The organism is Cryobacterium sp. MLB-32 (assembly GCF_000738085.1).
GTDB lineage: Bacteria > Actinomycetota > Actinomycetes > Actinomycetales > Microbacteriaceae > Cryobacterium.
Genome location: NZ_JPRS01000013.1, coordinates 68,928 through 84,281 on the forward strand (window position 1 = coordinate 68,928; position 15,354 = coordinate 84,281).

General features: G+C 63.6%; 13 protein-coding genes and 2 tRNA genes. 14 read left to right on the forward strand and 1 reads right to left on the reverse strand.

The window, feature by feature from the left end; genetic code table 11:
- The first annotated feature begins 70 nt into the window (after positions 1-70).
- The 11 genes from JF66_RS02925 to JF66_RS02975 all read left to right on the forward strand — a co-directional run bounded on the left by JF66_RS02925 (position 71) and on the right by JF66_RS02975 (position 11,808).
- Positions 71-1,276 (forward strand): sensor histidine kinase, encoded by a 1,206-nt coding sequence (locus JF66_RS02925; RefSeq protein WP_231556264.1) that lies wholly within the window; start codon positions 71-73, stop codon positions 1,274-1,276.
- Positions 1,273-1,902 carry a response regulator transcription factor gene (locus JF66_RS02930; protein ID WP_035874930.1) on the forward strand — a complete coding sequence of 210 codons (630 nt, stop codon included), beginning with the start codon at positions 1,273-1,275 and terminating at the stop codon, positions 1,900-1,902. Before JF66_RS02925 ends, JF66_RS02930 begins: the two co-directional genes overlap by 4 nt.
- 33 nt (positions 1,903-1,935) lie before the next feature.
- The gene (dnaG, locus tag JF66_RS02935; protein ID WP_035874931.1) at positions 1,936-3,792 is read left to right on the forward strand and encodes a DNA primase; all 1,857 of its coding nucleotides are present in this window, start codon (positions 1,936-1,938) and stop codon (positions 3,790-3,792) included.
- A gap of 150 nt (positions 3,793-3,942) precedes the next feature.
- Positions 3,943-5,577 (forward strand): ABC transporter substrate-binding protein, encoded by a 1,635-nt coding sequence (locus tag JF66_RS02940; RefSeq protein WP_035874933.1) that lies wholly within the window; start codon positions 3,943-3,945, stop codon positions 5,575-5,577.
- Positions 5,578-5,669: 92 nt separating this feature from the next.
- Positions 5,670-6,761, forward strand: coding sequence for an ABC transporter permease (locus JF66_RS02945; RefSeq protein ID WP_035874936.1), 1,092 nt, complete (start codon positions 5,670-5,672; stop codon positions 6,759-6,761).
- Position 6,762: 1 nt separating this feature from the next.
- Entirely contained in the window at positions 6,763-7,836 is a 1,074-nt protein-coding gene (locus JF66_RS02950; RefSeq protein ID WP_051973046.1) for an ABC transporter permease, read from the forward strand.
- Complete coding sequence (locus JF66_RS02955) at positions 7,833-9,533, forward strand: ABC transporter ATP-binding protein (RefSeq protein WP_035874937.1); 1,701 nt, start codon at positions 7,833-7,835, stop codon at positions 9,531-9,533. The genes JF66_RS02950 and JF66_RS02955 overlap by 4 nt, the downstream gene beginning before the upstream one ends.
- A gap of 5 nt (positions 9,534-9,538) precedes the next feature.
- Entirely contained in the window at positions 9,539-10,402 is an 864-nt protein-coding gene (locus JF66_RS02960) for an ATP-binding cassette domain-containing protein (protein WP_051973047.1), read from the forward strand.
- 202 nt (positions 10,403-10,604) lie between these two features.
- Positions 10,605-10,677 (forward strand) — tRNA-Asn (locus JF66_RS02965).
- Between the two features lie 82 nt (positions 10,678-10,759).
- Positions 10,760-11,506: an AzlC family ABC transporter permease gene (locus tag JF66_RS02970; protein WP_051973048.1), complete on the forward strand. Its 747-nt coding sequence runs from the start codon at positions 10,760-10,762 to the stop codon at positions 11,504-11,506.
- On the forward strand, positions 11,503-11,808 hold the full coding sequence (locus JF66_RS02975) for an AzlD domain-containing protein (RefSeq protein ID WP_035874939.1): 306 nt from the start codon (positions 11,503-11,505) through the stop codon (positions 11,806-11,808). Before JF66_RS02970 ends, JF66_RS02975 begins: the two co-directional genes overlap by 4 nt.
- A gap of 27 nt (positions 11,809-11,835) precedes the next feature.
- On the opposite strand, the gene def is transcribed toward JF66_RS02975, so the two are convergent.
- Positions 11,836-12,408 carry a peptide deformylase gene (gene def / locus JF66_RS02980; RefSeq protein ID WP_035874940.1) on the reverse strand — a complete coding sequence of 191 codons (573 nt, stop codon included), beginning with the start codon at positions 12,406-12,408 and terminating at the stop codon, positions 11,836-11,838.
- Between the two features lie 40 nt (positions 12,409-12,448).
- On the opposite strand from def, the gene JF66_RS02985 reads away from it, so the two are divergent.
- The 3 genes from JF66_RS02985 to JF66_RS02995 all read left to right on the forward strand — a co-directional run bounded on the left by JF66_RS02985 (position 12,449) and on the right by JF66_RS02995 (position 14,878).
- Positions 12,449-13,372 (forward strand): DMT family transporter, encoded by a 924-nt coding sequence (locus tag JF66_RS02985; RefSeq protein ID WP_035874943.1) that lies wholly within the window; start codon positions 12,449-12,451, stop codon positions 13,370-13,372.
- 144 nt (positions 13,373-13,516) lie between these two features.
- A complete protein-coding gene (locus JF66_RS02990; RefSeq protein ID WP_231556266.1) occupies positions 13,517-14,776 on the forward strand; it encodes a glycosyltransferase in 1,260 nt (419 codons plus the stop codon).
- Between the two features lie 25 nt (positions 14,777-14,801).
- Positions 14,802-14,878 (forward strand) — tRNA-Ile (locus JF66_RS02995).
- The last annotated feature ends 476 nt before the right edge of the window (positions 14,879-15,354 follow it).

Sequence of the window (15,354 nt, forward strand, 5' to 3'; positions counted from 1 at the left end):
ACCCCCGTTTCCACCTTTTGAACGATGACTGACCCGGCTCGGCTGAGTATTCTTGAGGGGTGATGACAGAGTGACCGTTCCGACCGGCCGTCAAGCAGAGGCGGTGGCCTCAGCGCTCAGCCCCGTCTTCGTCGCCCTCCGGATCGGCCTGCATGGTCTTGTCGCAGGACTGGTGGCTCTCGTGATCGTGACGGCAGTCCGAGCCGGGGCGCCGTTCGCTCTGGTGACCGTCGGCTTGGCGGTCGTTCTGGCGCTCACCTACGCCAGCGGGATCTTTCTCCCTCACGATCGCCCGGCCAGCACCCCGGTCCTGCCTCGAATCTGGGTGGCGCTTCTGTCGGTGGAGTGGGTGGCCCTGATCAGTATCAGCCCCGAGGCGATCTATCTCGTCTTCCCGCTCTTCTTTCTCTACCTCCACGTGCTGCCCGGGTGGCGAGGCCCCGCGGCTGTTGTGGCGTCGACGGTCCTGGCGATCGGTGCATTCGGGGCGCACCGTGGGTTCAGCGCCGCTGGGATTGTCGGCCCCGTCATCGGCTCTGCGGTCGCCCTCGCGATCGGACTCGGCTACCGATCACTGTCCCGCGAGGCGGACGAACGGGAAAGCCTCATCGTCGAGCTGACCGACACGCGGGCTCGGCTCGATGAGGCGCACCGTGCCGCGGGAGTGCTCGATGAACGCGGCCGACTGGCGCGGGAGATACACGACACGGTCACGCAGTCGCTGTCCAGCATTGTCATGCTGCTGCACGCCGCCGAGCGATCCGACGATGCCGACGGCCGTGCGCGGCGGATGCTGCAGGCACGAGACGCCGCCTCCGACGCGCTCGTCGAGACCCGGCACTTCATCAACGAACTCTCCCCGCCGGCCCTCGAGGCGGCCACGATCGTGGAGGCTCTTGAACGCCTGGCGGCACGCACGATGGAGACCAGCACCGTCACGGTCAGGATGACGGCCCACGGGGCGCCGGTTCCGGTGCCCACCGTGGTGGAGACCGCACTTCTCCGCGTCGCTCAGGGCGCCCTGGCGAACGTGGTGCAGCACGCGCGCGCCAGCCGCATCGACATGACGCTGACCATGCTTGATACCGAGGTGATCCTTGACATCGTGGACAACGGCATCGGCTTCGACGCAGACGTTCCCTCCGCTGCGCCGGACCTGTCCTTTGGGCTGCGCGGGATGCGCGATCGCGTCACGGTGCTGGGCGGCACGCTTTCGGTCGAAAGCACGCCGGGATTCGGCACCAGCATCGCCGCGAGTTTCGAGCTCACGCCATGACCATCCGCATCCTGATCGCCGATGACCATCCCATGATGAGGGCGGGCCTCACCGCCCTGTTCGACACGGAACCGGCGATCACCGTCATCGCCGCCGTGGACACGGCTGAGGAAGCCGTCGCGCAGGCGGCGCTGCTGCGGCCCGAGGTTGTGCTGATGGACCTGCAGTTTGCCGGCGTTTTTCGTGGCGCCGACGCCACCAGGCTCATCCGGGACGCGCCGCATCCGCCAGCCGTACTGATTCTCACGAATTACGATACCGATAGCGACATCGTCAGCGCCATTGAGGCGGGTGCCGCCGGCTATCTGCTCAAAGACGCGGGCCCGGATGAACTGATCCGAGCGGTGACCGCTGCCGCCTCCGGTCAGTCTGCGCTGGCCCCCGCGGTGGCCACTCGGCTGTTGTCGCGGGTCAGGGAATCCCACGCCACGCTCAGCGCCCGTGAACTCGAAGTTCTCGGACTCGTGGCCGATGGCCTCAGCAACACGGCGCTGGCCCGGCTGCTGCACCTGAGTGAGACGACGGTCAAATCCCACCTCGCGCACATCTACCCGAAGCTGGGGGTGTCGAGCCGAACGGCGGCCGTCGCGGAGGCGCGACGAACCGGACTGATCGGGCGCCAGTAAAAGACCACAGCGCCGAAAGGTTAGAATTCGGGTATGGCTGGACTGATTCGACAGGGTGACATCGAAGAGGTCAAGGCCCGCACCAATATCGCCGACATCGTGGGTGACTACGTGCAGTTGAAGTCGGCCGGTGTCGGGTCGATGAAGGGGCTTTGCCCGTTCCACGACGAACGCACCCCGAGCTTTCACGTGCGGCCCCAGGTGGGTTTCTACCATTGCTTCGGGTGTGGTGAGAGCGGCGACGTCTACTCCTTCCTGCAGAAGATGGACCACGTCACGTTCAGCGAGGCCGTCGAACGGCTGGCCGGCCGCGCCGGCCTTGAGCTGCACTACGAAGACGGCGGGGGAGCAGCCCCCGACCATGGCAACCGCGCCAGGCTGCTCGCCGCCAACCAGGCGGCCGCCGAGTTCTTCGTCGACAAGCTCGGCAGTCCCGACGCCCAGGTAGGGCGCGATTTCCTGGGCGGGCGCGGCTTCGACGCTCAGGCGGCGGCGCACTTCGGTGTGGGATTCGCCCCCAAGAGTTGGGACGAACTCACCAAGCACCTGCGCGCCAGGGGTTTCACGACCGAGGAGCTCACGCTCTCTGGTCTGGTGTCCAGCGGCGACCGCGGAGTGTACGACCGGTTCAGGGGGCGGCTGGTCTGGCCCATCCGGGACATCACGGGCCAGACCATCGGATTCGGTGCGCGCAAGCTGCTCGACGACGACAAGGGTCCGAAATACCTGAACACGCCCGAGTCTCCCGTGTACCACAAAGCCCAGGTGCTCTACGGGCTTGATCTCGCCAAGCGCGATATCTCCCGCAACCACCAGGTCGTGGTGGTCGAGGGCTACACCGATGTGATGGCCTGTCACCTCGCCGGTGTCACGACGGCGGTGGCGACGTGTGGAACGTCGTTCGGCGTCGACCACATCAAGGTGCTCCGCCGCGTGATGGGCGATGACAGCGGTGTCGGCGAAGTCGTCTTCACCTTCGACCCGGATGCCGCTGGCCAGAAGGCCGCGATGCGCGCGTTCAGCGAGGAACAACGCTTCAGCGCGCAAACCTTCGTGGCTGTGGCTCCGGAAGGCTTCGACCCGTGTGACCTGCGTCTGCACCGCGGTGACGATGCCGTGCGGCGCCTCGTCGATTCGAAGAAGCCCATGTTCGAATTCATGATCCGTCAGCTGCTGAGTCAGTACAACCTCGAGACCGTCGAGGGCCGGATCGGGGCGCTGCGCGCCGCCGCCCCGATCGTCGGGGACATTCGTGATCCTGCCCTGCGCCCCGGATACACCCGGGAGCTGGCCCGCATGCTTGGCGTCGATCTGGGTGAGGTGCGCAAGGCCGTCTCGACCGCGCAGGGGCGTTCCCGTACTCCCGAGACGCCAGGGCGTCATCAGGCCGGCGCCGACGAGGTTCCCGCCGAGAAGCCCTTCTCTCTTCTGGAGCTGCCCACCGACCCGGTTACGCGCATGGAGCGGGACGGCCTCATGGCGATGCTTCAGCATCCGACTCTCGTGGGTACCGACCTGATCGCGCGGGCCGTGCAGACGAGCTTCTCCAATTCCAGTCTGGCAATTGCACGCGACGCCATCGCGGCGAGCCTGACGCACGCCGGCACCCCGGACTGGCTCGACCATGTGTTCGGCGCCGTGCCGGAATCCCTGGCGAATCTGGTGAAACAGCTCGCGATGGCACCGCTGCCGGAACGCCCCGGGCGGGAGGTCACCAAATACGTGCGTGACGTCACCATCGCCCTGATCGAAAAAGACCTCCTCCGTCAGAACGCCGAGTTGCGGGGTCGACTGCAGAGAACCGATGCAGCGAATCGCGAAGTCTACGTCACGCTGCAGCGTGAGATCATGCGGGTTGAGGCCGAGCGTCGAGGTCTGCGCGACGAATAAGTCTCGGTTATGTTGCAGCTGTGTAAAGAAGCTGCGGCTGACTAGGGCGAGCGACGAATTCTGTGCTAATTCTGTTTCTACAGCTCATTCTGTGCCGTGCCCTTGCTGGCTGCGGCATCGAATACTCCCAACAGGAAGAGGTCTACGGATATGACATCCGCATTCACTAACGGCAGGCGGACTCTCGCTGCCACAGCAGGACTTGCCATCGCGGCGTTCGTCCTGGCCGGCTGCTCGGCCGGCGGTTCTTCCGGCGGCGATTCCGCAGGCGGTCCCATCATCATCGGCACGACCGACAAGATCACGGCGCTCGACCCGGCCGGCTCGTACGACAACGGTTCATTCTCGGTACAGACCCAGGTCTTCCCCTTCCTGATGAGCAGCGAATACGGCAGTTCCGACGTTAAGCCGGACATCGCCACCAAGGCCGAGTTCACCTCCCCGACCGAGTACACGGTCACCCTCAAGCCCGACCTCAAGTGGGCCAACGGCAACGACCTCACCGCGTCCGACGTGAAGTTCAGCTTCGACCGCCAGCTTGCTATCGCAGACGAGAGCGGACCCTCCTCGCTGCTGTACAACCTGGACAGCACGGCTGCCGTTGACGACACGACTGTCGTCTTCACGCTCAAGCAGGCGGACGACCAGATCTTCCCGCAGATCCTCTCCAGCCCGGCCGGAGTCGTTGTCGACGAGGACGTTTTCTCGGCGGACGCGATCACCCCCGACGCGGAGATCTTTGATGGCAAGGCCTTCGCCGGCCAGTACGAGCTCACGAGCTACGACTTTAACAACCTGCTTGCCTACAAGGCGTACGCGGGCTACCAGGGCCTCCTCGGCCCGGCCAAGACCGACGTCATCCAGGTGAAGTACTACGCGGATGCCTCCAACCTCAAGCTTGAGGTTCAGGAAGGCGGAATCGACGTCGCCTGGCGCAGTCTCTCGGCGACGGACATCGATGACCTTCGCGGCAACGACAAGGTCAAGGTCGTTGATGGTCCCGGCGGAGAAATCCGCTACATCGTCTTCAACTTCGACACCCAGCCCTTCGGCGCGACGACAGCCGAGGCCGACCCGGCCAAGGCCCTCGCCGTTCGTGCGGCGACAGCCGACGTGATCGACCGCGCGGAGATCGCCGACCAGGTCTACAAGGGCACCTACACGCCGCTGTACTCCTACGTTCCCGACGGCCTCACCGGAGCCACCGAGTCCCTCAAGGGCCTCTACGGCGACGGCCAGGGTGGTCCCGATGTCGAGAAGGCCAAGGCCGCTCTCGATGCCGCCGGAGTGACTACGCCGGTTGCCCTTAACCTGCAGTACAACACCGATCACTACGGTCCCGGATCCTCGGACGAATACGCTCTGATCAAGGACCAGCTGGAATCGTCCGGCCTCTTCACGGTCAACCTGCAGTCCACCGAGTACGTTCAGTACTCGAAGGATCGCTCAGCCGACGTGTACCCCGTTTACCAGCTCGGTTGGTTCCCGGACTACTCAGACGCCGACAACTACCTGACGCCGTTCTTCCTCACGGATAACTTCATCGGAAACCACTACAGCGACCAGGAGGTCAACGACCTGATCCTGCAGCAGGCCGTCACGCCCGACGCCGCCGAGCGCACCGCACTGATCGAACAGATCCAGGACAAGGTCGCGGCCCAGCTGCCGACCGTGCCCCTTCTCCAGGGAGCACAGGTTGCCGTTACCGGAACGACGATCAATGGTGTCAGTGACACCCTCGACGCTTCGTTCAAGTTCCGCTACGGAGCACTGACCAAGGGTTAAGACGTACAGCGGCTAGAGTTTTCTCTAGCTTGATCGCGGGGGCATCCAGCACTGCTGGGTGCCCCCGATTCCTTTGAAACCGTTAGGTGAGTATGTCCACTGTGGCACTGAAGCCGCCGTCCCCGGCCATCCGGCCGACTCGGCGCAAGAGAACAAGTTCCGGCGGGGGGATCGGCCGTTATCTGCTGATTCGTTTTCTGCTCATTTTTCCCACCATCTTCATTCTGGTCTCCATGGTGTTTTGGCTGATGCGCACCACCGGTGATCCGATCACCGCTGCGCTCGGTGGCCGTCTCAGCGCCGATCAACTCGCCGAGAGAATCAGCGCGGCAGGTTACGACCGGCCGGTCTTCGTGCAGTACATTGAATATCTCGGCCAGGTTTTTACCGGCAATTTCGGCACGACCATCAGCACCAACCGCCCAGTTTCCGAGGTGCTCACCACCTACGGCCTGGCAACCGCGGAGCTCGTCTTCTATTCCCTCGTCGTCGCGTTCATCGTGGGGATTCCGCTCGGGATGGTCGCGGCCTACTGGCGCGATAAGGCCCCGGACGCGTTCCTGCGGGTTTTCGCCATCCTCTGCTACGCCACACCGGTGTTCTTCGCCGGGTTGCTGCTCAAGCTCGTCTTCTCCGTCTGGCTCGGCGTCCTCCCCGTTTCGGGCCGGGCCGATGTGCGGTCGGAACTGATGATGCAGATGTTGCCCAATAAAACCGGGCTGTACACCATCGATGCCATCCAAACGGGCAGTCCCGCGGTGCTTGGTGACGTGCTCGCGCACGCCGTTCTTCCGGCGCTCGCGCTCGGCCTGCTCACCGCCGGCGTCTTCCTGCGTCTCGTGCGCACGAACGTGATCGGCACCCTCGGTACCGATTACGTCGACGCCGCGCGCTCCCGCGGCGTCAATGAATTCCGACTCGTTCGCGTGCACGCTTATCGCCCGGCACTCATCCCCATCATCACCGTGATCGGTCTGCAGATTGCGCTGCTTCTGGGCGGCGCCGTGCTGACCGAGACAACCTTCGAGTGGCAGGGCCTCGGGTTCATGCTGATTCAGTTCATCCAGGCCCGTGACTTCGTCGCCGTGCAGGGCATCGTCGCCCTGCTGGCCGTGATCGTGGCTCTGTCCAATTTCGTCGTGGACATCATTGCCGCGGTCATCGATCCGAGAGTGAGGTACTGACATGACGTCACTCGCACCGACCGTGCAACACAAGCCGCCCTTCTGGACCAAGCTCCCCGTCGTGCACCAGCTCCGCCAGAGCGTCGGACTCCAGCGAGGCATGCTCATCGCCGGGCTCATCATCACGGGGATGTTCATCCTTACCGCTCTCTTCGCACCACTGCTGGCCCCCTACGGATTCAGCCAGCTGCGCGACGCAGACGGGCCCTTCGGCGCCCAACAGCCTCCGAGTGCCACGCACCTTTTCGGTACCACCGTCGGCGGTTATGACGTGCTCTCGCGCGTGATCTGGGGCTCACAGACCGCCATCGTCGTGATGATTGTCGCGGTCATGCTTTCCATCTTCGCGGGAGTGGCGCTGGGCCTAGTGTCCGGTTACTTCGGCGGCTGGCTCGACCGCACGCTCGTCGTCGTCTGTGACGCCGTGTACGCCTTCCCGTCCCTGCTGCTCGCCATCGTGATGGGCATCGTCATCTCCGGCGGACGGTCCGACCTGGTCGGCGGCATCCTCGCCGCGGCCATCTCGATCACCGTGGTCTTCATCCCGCAATATTTCCGGGTGATCCGCGCCGAAACCGTGCGCATCAAGGCCGAGGCCTACGTGGAGTCCGCGCGCGTGCTCGGTGCCAGCAACTCACGCATCATGTTCCGTCACGTGCTGAGGAACGCCACGCGCACCCTCCCGCTGATCTTCACCCTCAACGCCTCAGAGGCCGTGCTCACGCTCGCCGGCCTGGGCTTCATCGGCTTCGGCATCGAACCGTCGTCCGCGGCGGAGTGGGGCTATGACCTCAACAAGTCGCTGTCCGACGTCTCCAGCGGAATTTGGTGGACGGCGCTCTACCCAGGCCTGGCGATCGTGCTCGTCGTGATGGGGATTACGCTCGTGGGCGAAAGCCTCAACGACCTCGCCGACCCTCGTCTGCGCAGTCGTCGCCGCGCCAGTACCGCCGACTCAACAGTCGCGGAGACCTCTGTGGTTCCCGGCGGAACCCTGGACCCCGGACCCGGCGGAGTTGCGGGCCTGGAAGGCCCGGGAATGTCCCACACCGATGGAGTAGAGGATCGACCATGAGTGACACCACCGAGAACGTCGTCACGATCTCCGACCTGAACGTCGCTTTCGCCACGGATGCCGGGTCGGTCAAGGCCGTCGACGGCGTGAGCCTCACGGTCGCTCCGGGCGAAGTGCTGGCCATTGTGGGCGAGAGCGGAAGCGGCAAGACCGTCACCGCGAAGACCATTCTCGGTTTGCTGCCCGAGACGGCGACAGCTCGGGGCGCCGTCATCCTGAGCAGCAAGGACGGCACGCGGTCCAACGACGTGCTGGCCGTGAGCAAGCAGAAGCTCCGCCAGCTGCGCGGCACCGACGTCGCCATGGTCTTCCAGGAACCGTCGACCGCGCTCAACCCCGTGTACACCGTCGGGTGGCAGATTGCCGAGGGCATCCGTGCGCACGGTCAGTTCAGCAAGGCCGAGGCCCGCGCTAAGGCCATCGACATTCTGGGCCGTGTCGGGATCCCCGACCCCGAGGTGCGAGTGAACTATTTCCCGCACCAGTTCTCGGGCGGGCAGAAGCAACGCGTCGTCATTGCCATGGCTCTGGTGTTGGACCCCGGGCTGATCGTCGCGGACGAGCCGACGACGGCCCTCGACGTAACTGTTCAGGCGGAGATCCTCGACCTGCTGCGACGATGCCGCGACGAATTCGGCACGGCCATCGTGCTGATCACGCACAACATGGGCGTCGTCGCAGACCTCGCCGACCGTGTCGCCGTGATGTTTGAGGGCAAGGTCGTCGAGGAGGCGGGCGCGCGTGAGCTCTTCAGCGCTCCGCAGCACGAGTACACGAAGAAGCTGCTCGGCGCCGTTCCGCACGTGGGCCAGGGCATTGTCCGTGCCCAGGACCGGGCTGCCGCCCGCGAACCGAGCTGGCTGCTCGAGGCGCCCATCGTCGTTGCTGACGATCTCCGGATTCAGTACCCGGGCCGTCTGGGCAAACCGGGGTTCACCGCCGTTGATGGTGTGAGTTTCGTCATCCGCCCGGGCGAAGTTCTGGGACTGGTTGGTGAAAGTGGTTCGGGAAAGACCACCATCGGTCGCTCGATCGCGGGTCTGACACGCGTGACCGGAGGTTCCCTTACCGTGCTGGGGCACGAGATGCGGGGGTTCAAGGAGCGACGTTTCAAGCCCCTGCGGAGCGACATCGGCTTCGTCTTCCAGGACCCGGCGTCAAGCTTCAATCCACTGCTGACCATCGCGGAATGTGTGGCGGAGCCGCTCGTCGTACACGGGCGTGCCGCCAATCCACGGGCTGCCCGTGCACGGGTCGACGAACTGCTCGAGGCCGTTCAGCTGCCGCGGAGCTACGGGGACAGGTTCCCTCACGAACTCAGCGGCGGGCAGCGGCAGCGTGCCAGCCTGGCCCGGTCGCTGGCCCTGGAACCGACCTTGCTGATCGCCGACGAGCCCACCAGCGCCCTGGACGTGTCCGTGCAAGCCAAGGTTCTGGAACTGTTCGCGGACCTGCAACGTGAGTTCGGTTTTGCGGCCCTGTTCATCAGTCACGACCTGGCGGTGGTCGATATTCTGGCCGACCGGATCGCTGTGCTGTACAAGGGCAAGCTGGTCGAGGAGGGCACCGGTGCACAGGTGCTTGGCGCACCGAAAGACCCGTACACACAGCGGCTGCTCGCATCGCTCCCTGTGCCTGACCCGGTCGAGCAGGCGGAGCGCAGGGAGGGGCTCCGCAGGTTGCGTGCGGCAGTATAGGAATCATGAAACTTGGCGCGGCATCCGTTCTCCCGGTCACGACCAGTGACCTGACCATCGAGTATCCGCCGCATGGGGCGAGCCCGGCCTTCGTGGCGGTGCACGGTCTCACGCTGCGAATCGAGCCGGGTGAGGTGGTGGGGCTGCTCGGTGAAAGCGGATCCGGCAAGAGCACCATCGCCCGGGTGCTCTCCGGTACCGCGATGGGGACCGGTACCGGATTGCGTCCGCTGATCACCGGAGGGGAGGCGACGGTGCTTGGTTTTCCCCTCCGGCGGATCGGTCGGCGCAAGCTGGCCCGCGTCACTTTCGGGGTGGGAATGCTGGCTCAGGACGCGGCCGAGACCTTGCCCGCCACCCTGACGGTGGCGGAGATAGTGGCGGAACCCGTACTCGAACGTGACCATCGGCACAACCGACGTGACCTGGATACCAGAGTGGCGACCATGGTGGACGCGGTTCGTCTGCCCCTGTCCGTGCTCGGAACATACCCGTATGAGCTTTCAAGCGGCCAGAGACAGCGCGTGGCGCTTGCGCGTGCACTTGTGTTCGAGCCGAGCCTGCTGATCGCTGACGAGCCGACAGCGGGCGTGGACGTGCTGGTGCGTGATGCCGTGATCGACCTGATCAGCGAGCTGCAGCGTGAACGCGCGTTCTCCGCCCTCGTGATCAGCCATGATCTGGCTGTGCTGCGTCGGGTGGCCAATCGCATCGGTGTGATGCATCAGGGGGTGCTCGTGGCGCTGGGAACGATCGACGAGGTATTCGACGACCCGTGGCATCCGTATGTCGCCGGACTGAGCGTGGCTCTCAACGGCGGCGCCGAGGACCCGGCCCCGGAGGATATTTCGGATTTGGATTCGGACTAGAGGCCTCGACCGCCCCCGGACGGGCGACACGCCCGAGGTGACGCGCCAGAGTGCCATCGAACACGGTCTAACAGAGCAGGAAATAGGCCCCAAAATGCCCGCTAGCCCTGCGATGGCACCGAAGTGGCTTTTGGGAGTCATTTCGTCTTGGTAGAGTAAGACAGCTGCGCCGGTTGGTCACGCTGACAGCCAGTACACATAATCCCCGATAGCTCAATTGGCAGAGCAGCGCACTGTTAATGCGCAGGTTCTTGGTTCGAGTCCAAGTCGGGGAGCGAAAGGTCACTCAGGGCTCCACCCCGGGTGGCCTTTTTTGTTTAAGACGTGCGTCGGCGAAGGCGAAGGAGAGCGGGAGCGATGGAGTCGGTGGACGAATCCGGCGCGGTTCGCGACGAGCGGCAGAATCATCGCCTCGCGGTGCGCAGCGGCATCGCCGTCGGCCTCGCCACCGCGGCGTACGGAATTTCCTTTGGGGCGTTGTCCGTGGCGTCGGGCCTGAGCATCGTGCAGACCTGCTTCATCAGCCTCGTGATGTTCTCCGGAGGATCGCAATTTGCGCTCGTCGGAGTTTTGGCCGCCGGCGGTGCTGCGGCAGGACCGGCCGCGATCGCGGGTGCCGCTCTTCTGGGGGTGCGTAACGGCATATATGGCATCCGGACAGCCCCGATCGTGGGGCCCGGCCGATGGAAACGCACGGCTGCCGCGTGGCTCACCATTGACGAGTCCACCGCGGTTGGGCTGGCGCAGCCCACGGCACGCAGTAAGAGAACCGGATTCTGGGTGACCGGCCTGGCCGTGTTCATTGGATGGAACATCACGACGCTCGTGGGTGCCCTGATCGGCGATGCGATCGGTGACACTCGAACATTTGGCCTCGATGCCGCGGCCGCTGCAGCCTTCGTGGGGCTGCTGTGGCCGCGTCTGAAGCACCGTCAGCCCGTCGTCGTGGCCGTCGCCGCGTTCATTGTCGCTGCGGCGCTGACCCCGGTTCTGATGCCCGGCATGCCCGTGCTCGTGGCCGCCCTCGTCGCGGTCGCCGTGGGCCTGTTCAACTGGTTCGGGCGGGCAGCGGATGTCGCTCCGACGGGTCAGGTGGCATCGTGACCATCTGGCAGATCGTGATCGCCGCCTCGATCGCCGTTCTGGCGATCAAGTTCGTGGGGTATCTGGTGCCTCCCGCACTGCTTGACCGTCCCGCTCCGGCTCGGATCGCTGATCTGTTGACCGTTGCCTTGCTCGCCGCCCTGATCGCGGTGCAGACTCTCGGGAGTGGGCAGGCCATCGTTCTCGACGCACGAGTGCCGGCGGTGATCGTGGCTGGTGTGCTGTTCTGGTTGAAGGTGCCGTTCATTCTCGTCGTGATCGCGGCGGCCGTCGTGGCCGCCGGCATCCGTGCCCTGACGTGATGGGTGCAGAGGTGACGCGGGAGGCGTTCACCCCTCCAGATTGTCGACGCCGGGGACCCAGCTGAGTCCGGGCTCTCCCCAGCCCCGCTTACGGGCGATCTTCTTCGCGATTTTCGCGTACGCGTGCTCCAGACGGTCGACGTAGATCGTGCCGTCCAGGTGGTCGAATTCATGCTGGAAGATGCGGGCCAACCAGCCGTCGGTCCGAATCTCGAATGGCTTCTGGTCGAGGTCGACGGCCCGCAGGATTGCGGACTCCGCGCGGCGTAGCGGGAAGCGCTCTCCGGGAAAAGAGAGACAGCCCTCGTCGTCGTCCAGGTCTGCTTCGTCGGTGTGTACGGCCGACACCGGGGTGATCCACAGTTCGGGGTTGATCGCGACTCCACGCCACACGACCTCGTCTTCGTCCTCAAAACTGTAGGTGAAGAGGCGGAGGCCCACACCGACCTGGGTGGCGGCGAGGCCAACACCCGGGGCAGCGTCCATCGTTTCGAACATGTCATGCACCAGAGTGCGCAGCTCATCGTCGAAATGCTCGACGTCAGCTGCGGGGGAGTGCAGAACGGGGTCACCTGAAATAACTATTGCGCGTACGGCCATTCACCAAGAATATCCGCATGGATGTCGGTAAAGTCATCTGGTGACCACGGACCTGACAGATCTGGCAGCGGAGATCACAATTGACCCGCGGCAGGCCATCGGCATTCCCTTGGCTCTGATCGGGGCCGTCTTCCTGTCACTCGGCGCCCAATTTCAACATCGCGGTGTTACCAAGGTCGAGGCGCTGACCGCGCAGGCCACTGGGGGTCTCAACACGAGGCAGCTCATGCTCCTGTTGGCCCGGCCGTCTTGGGTGCTGGGCACGCTCATGCTCGGCCTCGCAATTGCCTTTCAGCTCACCAGTCTTGCGTTCGCCCCGCTGATCGTCGTGCAGCCTCTGGGCGCAGTGGCGCTCGTGATGACGGCGATTCTCAATGCGCGCGTGAGTCACGTGCGTCTGAATAAAGCATCAATTATCGCGATCAGCATGTGTGTGGGTGGTGTGGGGCTGTTCGTGACGGTCGCCGCCTTCACGGCAGTCGACAAGCCCGTGACCGATGCCAACCTCATCACCATTCTGGGCGTTCTCGCCGTTGTGCTTGCCCTTTTCGCCGTGACGTTTGCCCTCTTTCGAAATCGATTCCAGGCGATCTTCTACATCATCGGTGCCGGCGTGCTCTACGGCTTCGTGGCCACCCTCGCGAAGGTCGTCATCAACCGTGTTCGGTTTGGGGATTTTGAGTGGTTGACGGTGCTGTGCCTGGTGGGACTGCTCCTCGCCGCGTCCTTGGGAGCGTATTTCGTTCAGAATGCCTATGCCAGCGGTCCCCCCGATTTGGTGATAGCCGGGCTGACCGTCGTTGACCCGCTCGTGGCCGTTGGAATCGGCATCGTTGTGCTCGGTGAGGTTTCACAAGCGCCGGCGTGGGCGGCGATTGCCTTCATCATCGCGGGAATCGTGGCAATCTGGGGTGTGTTTCTGCTCGCCAGATATCATCCGCAATTCGAGCAACGAGAGGGTTGAAAACCCGGCGCGCCTAGGAGCCCGGCTTCGGAGGCAGAGGAGCGGTTTAGACTGAAGCGCTGAGACACCTCATCCCCAACCGACAGATTTCAGTTTTCTCGCCGGACGAAGATCCCCGGCACACCTACGTAGGGACCTCGCCTCTTGTCAGATTCGACCGACGTGCCGGGCAATACCGCACCGGAAGTTGCACCCCAGGCAAAGAAGCCGATTCGCGTTCTGATTGCAGCGGACACGTTCGCTCCCGACGTCAATGGCGCGGCAAAATTCGCCGAACGACTCGCCTCGGGCCTCGTTTCTCGCGGTCACGAAGTGCAGGTCATGGCGCCGTCGGCCACGCGCAAGTACGGCACGTGGACCGAGATGCATGAGGGTCAGCCCATGACCGTGCACCGTCTGCATAGCTGGCGCTGGTATCCACACGACTGGCTGCGCTTCGCGCTTCCCTGGCTCGTTCGGCGCGATAGCCGCCGCATTCTCGATACGTTCCGGCCTGACGTCGTTCACTTCCAGTCCCACATCAATGTCGGCCGCGGGGTGACAATCGAGGCCGAGAAGCGCGGCATGCGCATCATCGGAACCAACCACGTCATGCCCGAGAACATGTTGAAGTTCTCGCTCGTTCCACTCGGTCTTCAGGACAGGGTCATCAAGGCCGCCTGGCGAGCCGCCCGACGCACGTTCGGCCGTGCCGAGGCCGTGACCACGCCCACGCGGCGGGCCGCACAATTTCTGGAAAAGTACACCGGGCTCACTGGTGTTCACGCTATTTCGTGCGGAATTGATGCCGACAACTATTCGCCGAATTTCGAACCTCGGACTGAGAATCGCATTCTGTTCGTAGGGCGGGTCACCGGCGAGAAGCAGATCGACGTTCTACTGCAGGCGGCGGCGTTGCTCAAGCCAGAATTGAACGCCCAAATCGAAATCGTGGGGGGCGGCGATCAAAAGCGCAATCTTGAGCACCTCGCTGAAACCCTCGGCCTGACCCCGAGGATCACCTTCACGGGATACGTCACGGATGAGGAGCTGCGCGAGGCGTACTCCCGCGCAACCGTCTTCGCTATGCCGTCGATCGCCGAGCTTCAGAGCATCGCAACGATGGAGGCGATGGCTTCTGGACTTCCCATCGTGGCAGCCGATGCGATGGCCCTGCCGCACCTCGTGCACGATGAGCAGAACGGTTTCCTGTTCAAGCCGGGAAACGCCCAGGACTTGGCGGACAAGATCACCCGAATTCTTGAGCTGTCTCCCGATTCACTCGAGGCCCTCAAGAGTGAGTCGCTCAACTTGATCGCGGCTCACGACATCCGCCGCACGCTCAACACATTCGAATGCCTGTATCGTGGGGAGCCGGTGACCGATACGGTCACCAACGGTGCCTCCTCTCACTCGTCAGAATAAACGCTGCCGGTATTGGATGGTTTCCGGGGCGGTAGCTCAGCTGGTTAGAGCACCGGGCTCATAACCCGTCGGTCCTCAGTTCAAGTCTGAGTCGCCCCACCAGTAAATATCGTTTGATCAGGGTTTTTCTCTTCCAAAAATCACCGAGATTTGATGATTTTCGGGTATGTTTTGGAGTCAATTCTTTGGTGAATCCAGAGAAGTGCCGCCTGACCAGCACTTCTTCGTGTCTTCTGTAGGTACAGATTTGATGTTTTTGGTTCGCTTATGGGTTCAAGTCTCAGTTCGTTGAAAATACTGGACTTGATCAGCTTTTTTCCTCCAATGTGGGGGAGCGTGGTGTTCTGCCGATGACGTTTATCCACCGTTTATTCATAAAAGTGGTCCATTTCGGCCTTTTCTTGCGTGACTGCAAAATCGCGTTCGGTTGGTCTGGGTCCACCTCGAGCAGCTTCGGGTCGTTGAGACTTGAAAGGTTCTTCGTTCACTCGTGAGGTCACCAGGCATTGGTTGAACCTGGAACGAACGTTGTGGTTCCGGGAGGACCAGAGTGGAGGTTTACCTTCACTTGAGCGGTG

Excerpts from the sequence above, each read along its gene's own strand:
- def (WP_035874940.1), bottom strand. The coding sequence starts at position 12,408 with ATGGCCGTACGCGCAATAGTTATTTCAGGTGACCCCGTTCTGCACTCC.
- JF66_RS02930 (WP_035874930.1), top strand. The coding sequence starts at position 1,273 with ATGACCATCCGCATCCTGATCGCCGATGACCATCCCATGATGAGGGCG.
- JF66_RS02955 (WP_035874937.1), top strand. The coding sequence starts at position 7,833 with ATGAGTGACACCACCGAGAACGTCGTCACGATCTCCGACCTGAACGTC.
- JF66_RS02970 (WP_051973048.1), top strand. The coding sequence starts at position 10,760 with ATGGAGTCGGTGGACGAATCCGGCGCGGTTCGCGACGAGCGGCAGAAT.
- JF66_RS02940 (WP_035874933.1), top strand. The coding sequence starts at position 3,943 with ATGACATCCGCATTCACTAACGGCAGGCGGACTCTCGCTGCCACAGCA.
- JF66_RS02960 (WP_051973047.1), top strand. The coding sequence starts at position 9,539 with ATGAAACTTGGCGCGGCATCCGTTCTCCCGGTCACGACCAGTGACCTG.
- dnaG (WP_035874931.1), top strand. The coding sequence starts at position 1,936 with ATGGCTGGACTGATTCGACAGGGTGACATCGAAGAGGTCAAGGCCCGC.
- JF66_RS02950 (WP_051973046.1), top strand. The coding sequence starts at position 6,763 with ATGACGTCACTCGCACCGACCGTGCAACACAAGCCGCCCTTCTGGACC.
- JF66_RS02945 (WP_035874936.1), top strand. The coding sequence starts at position 5,670 with ATGTCCACTGTGGCACTGAAGCCGCCGTCCCCGGCCATCCGGCCGACT.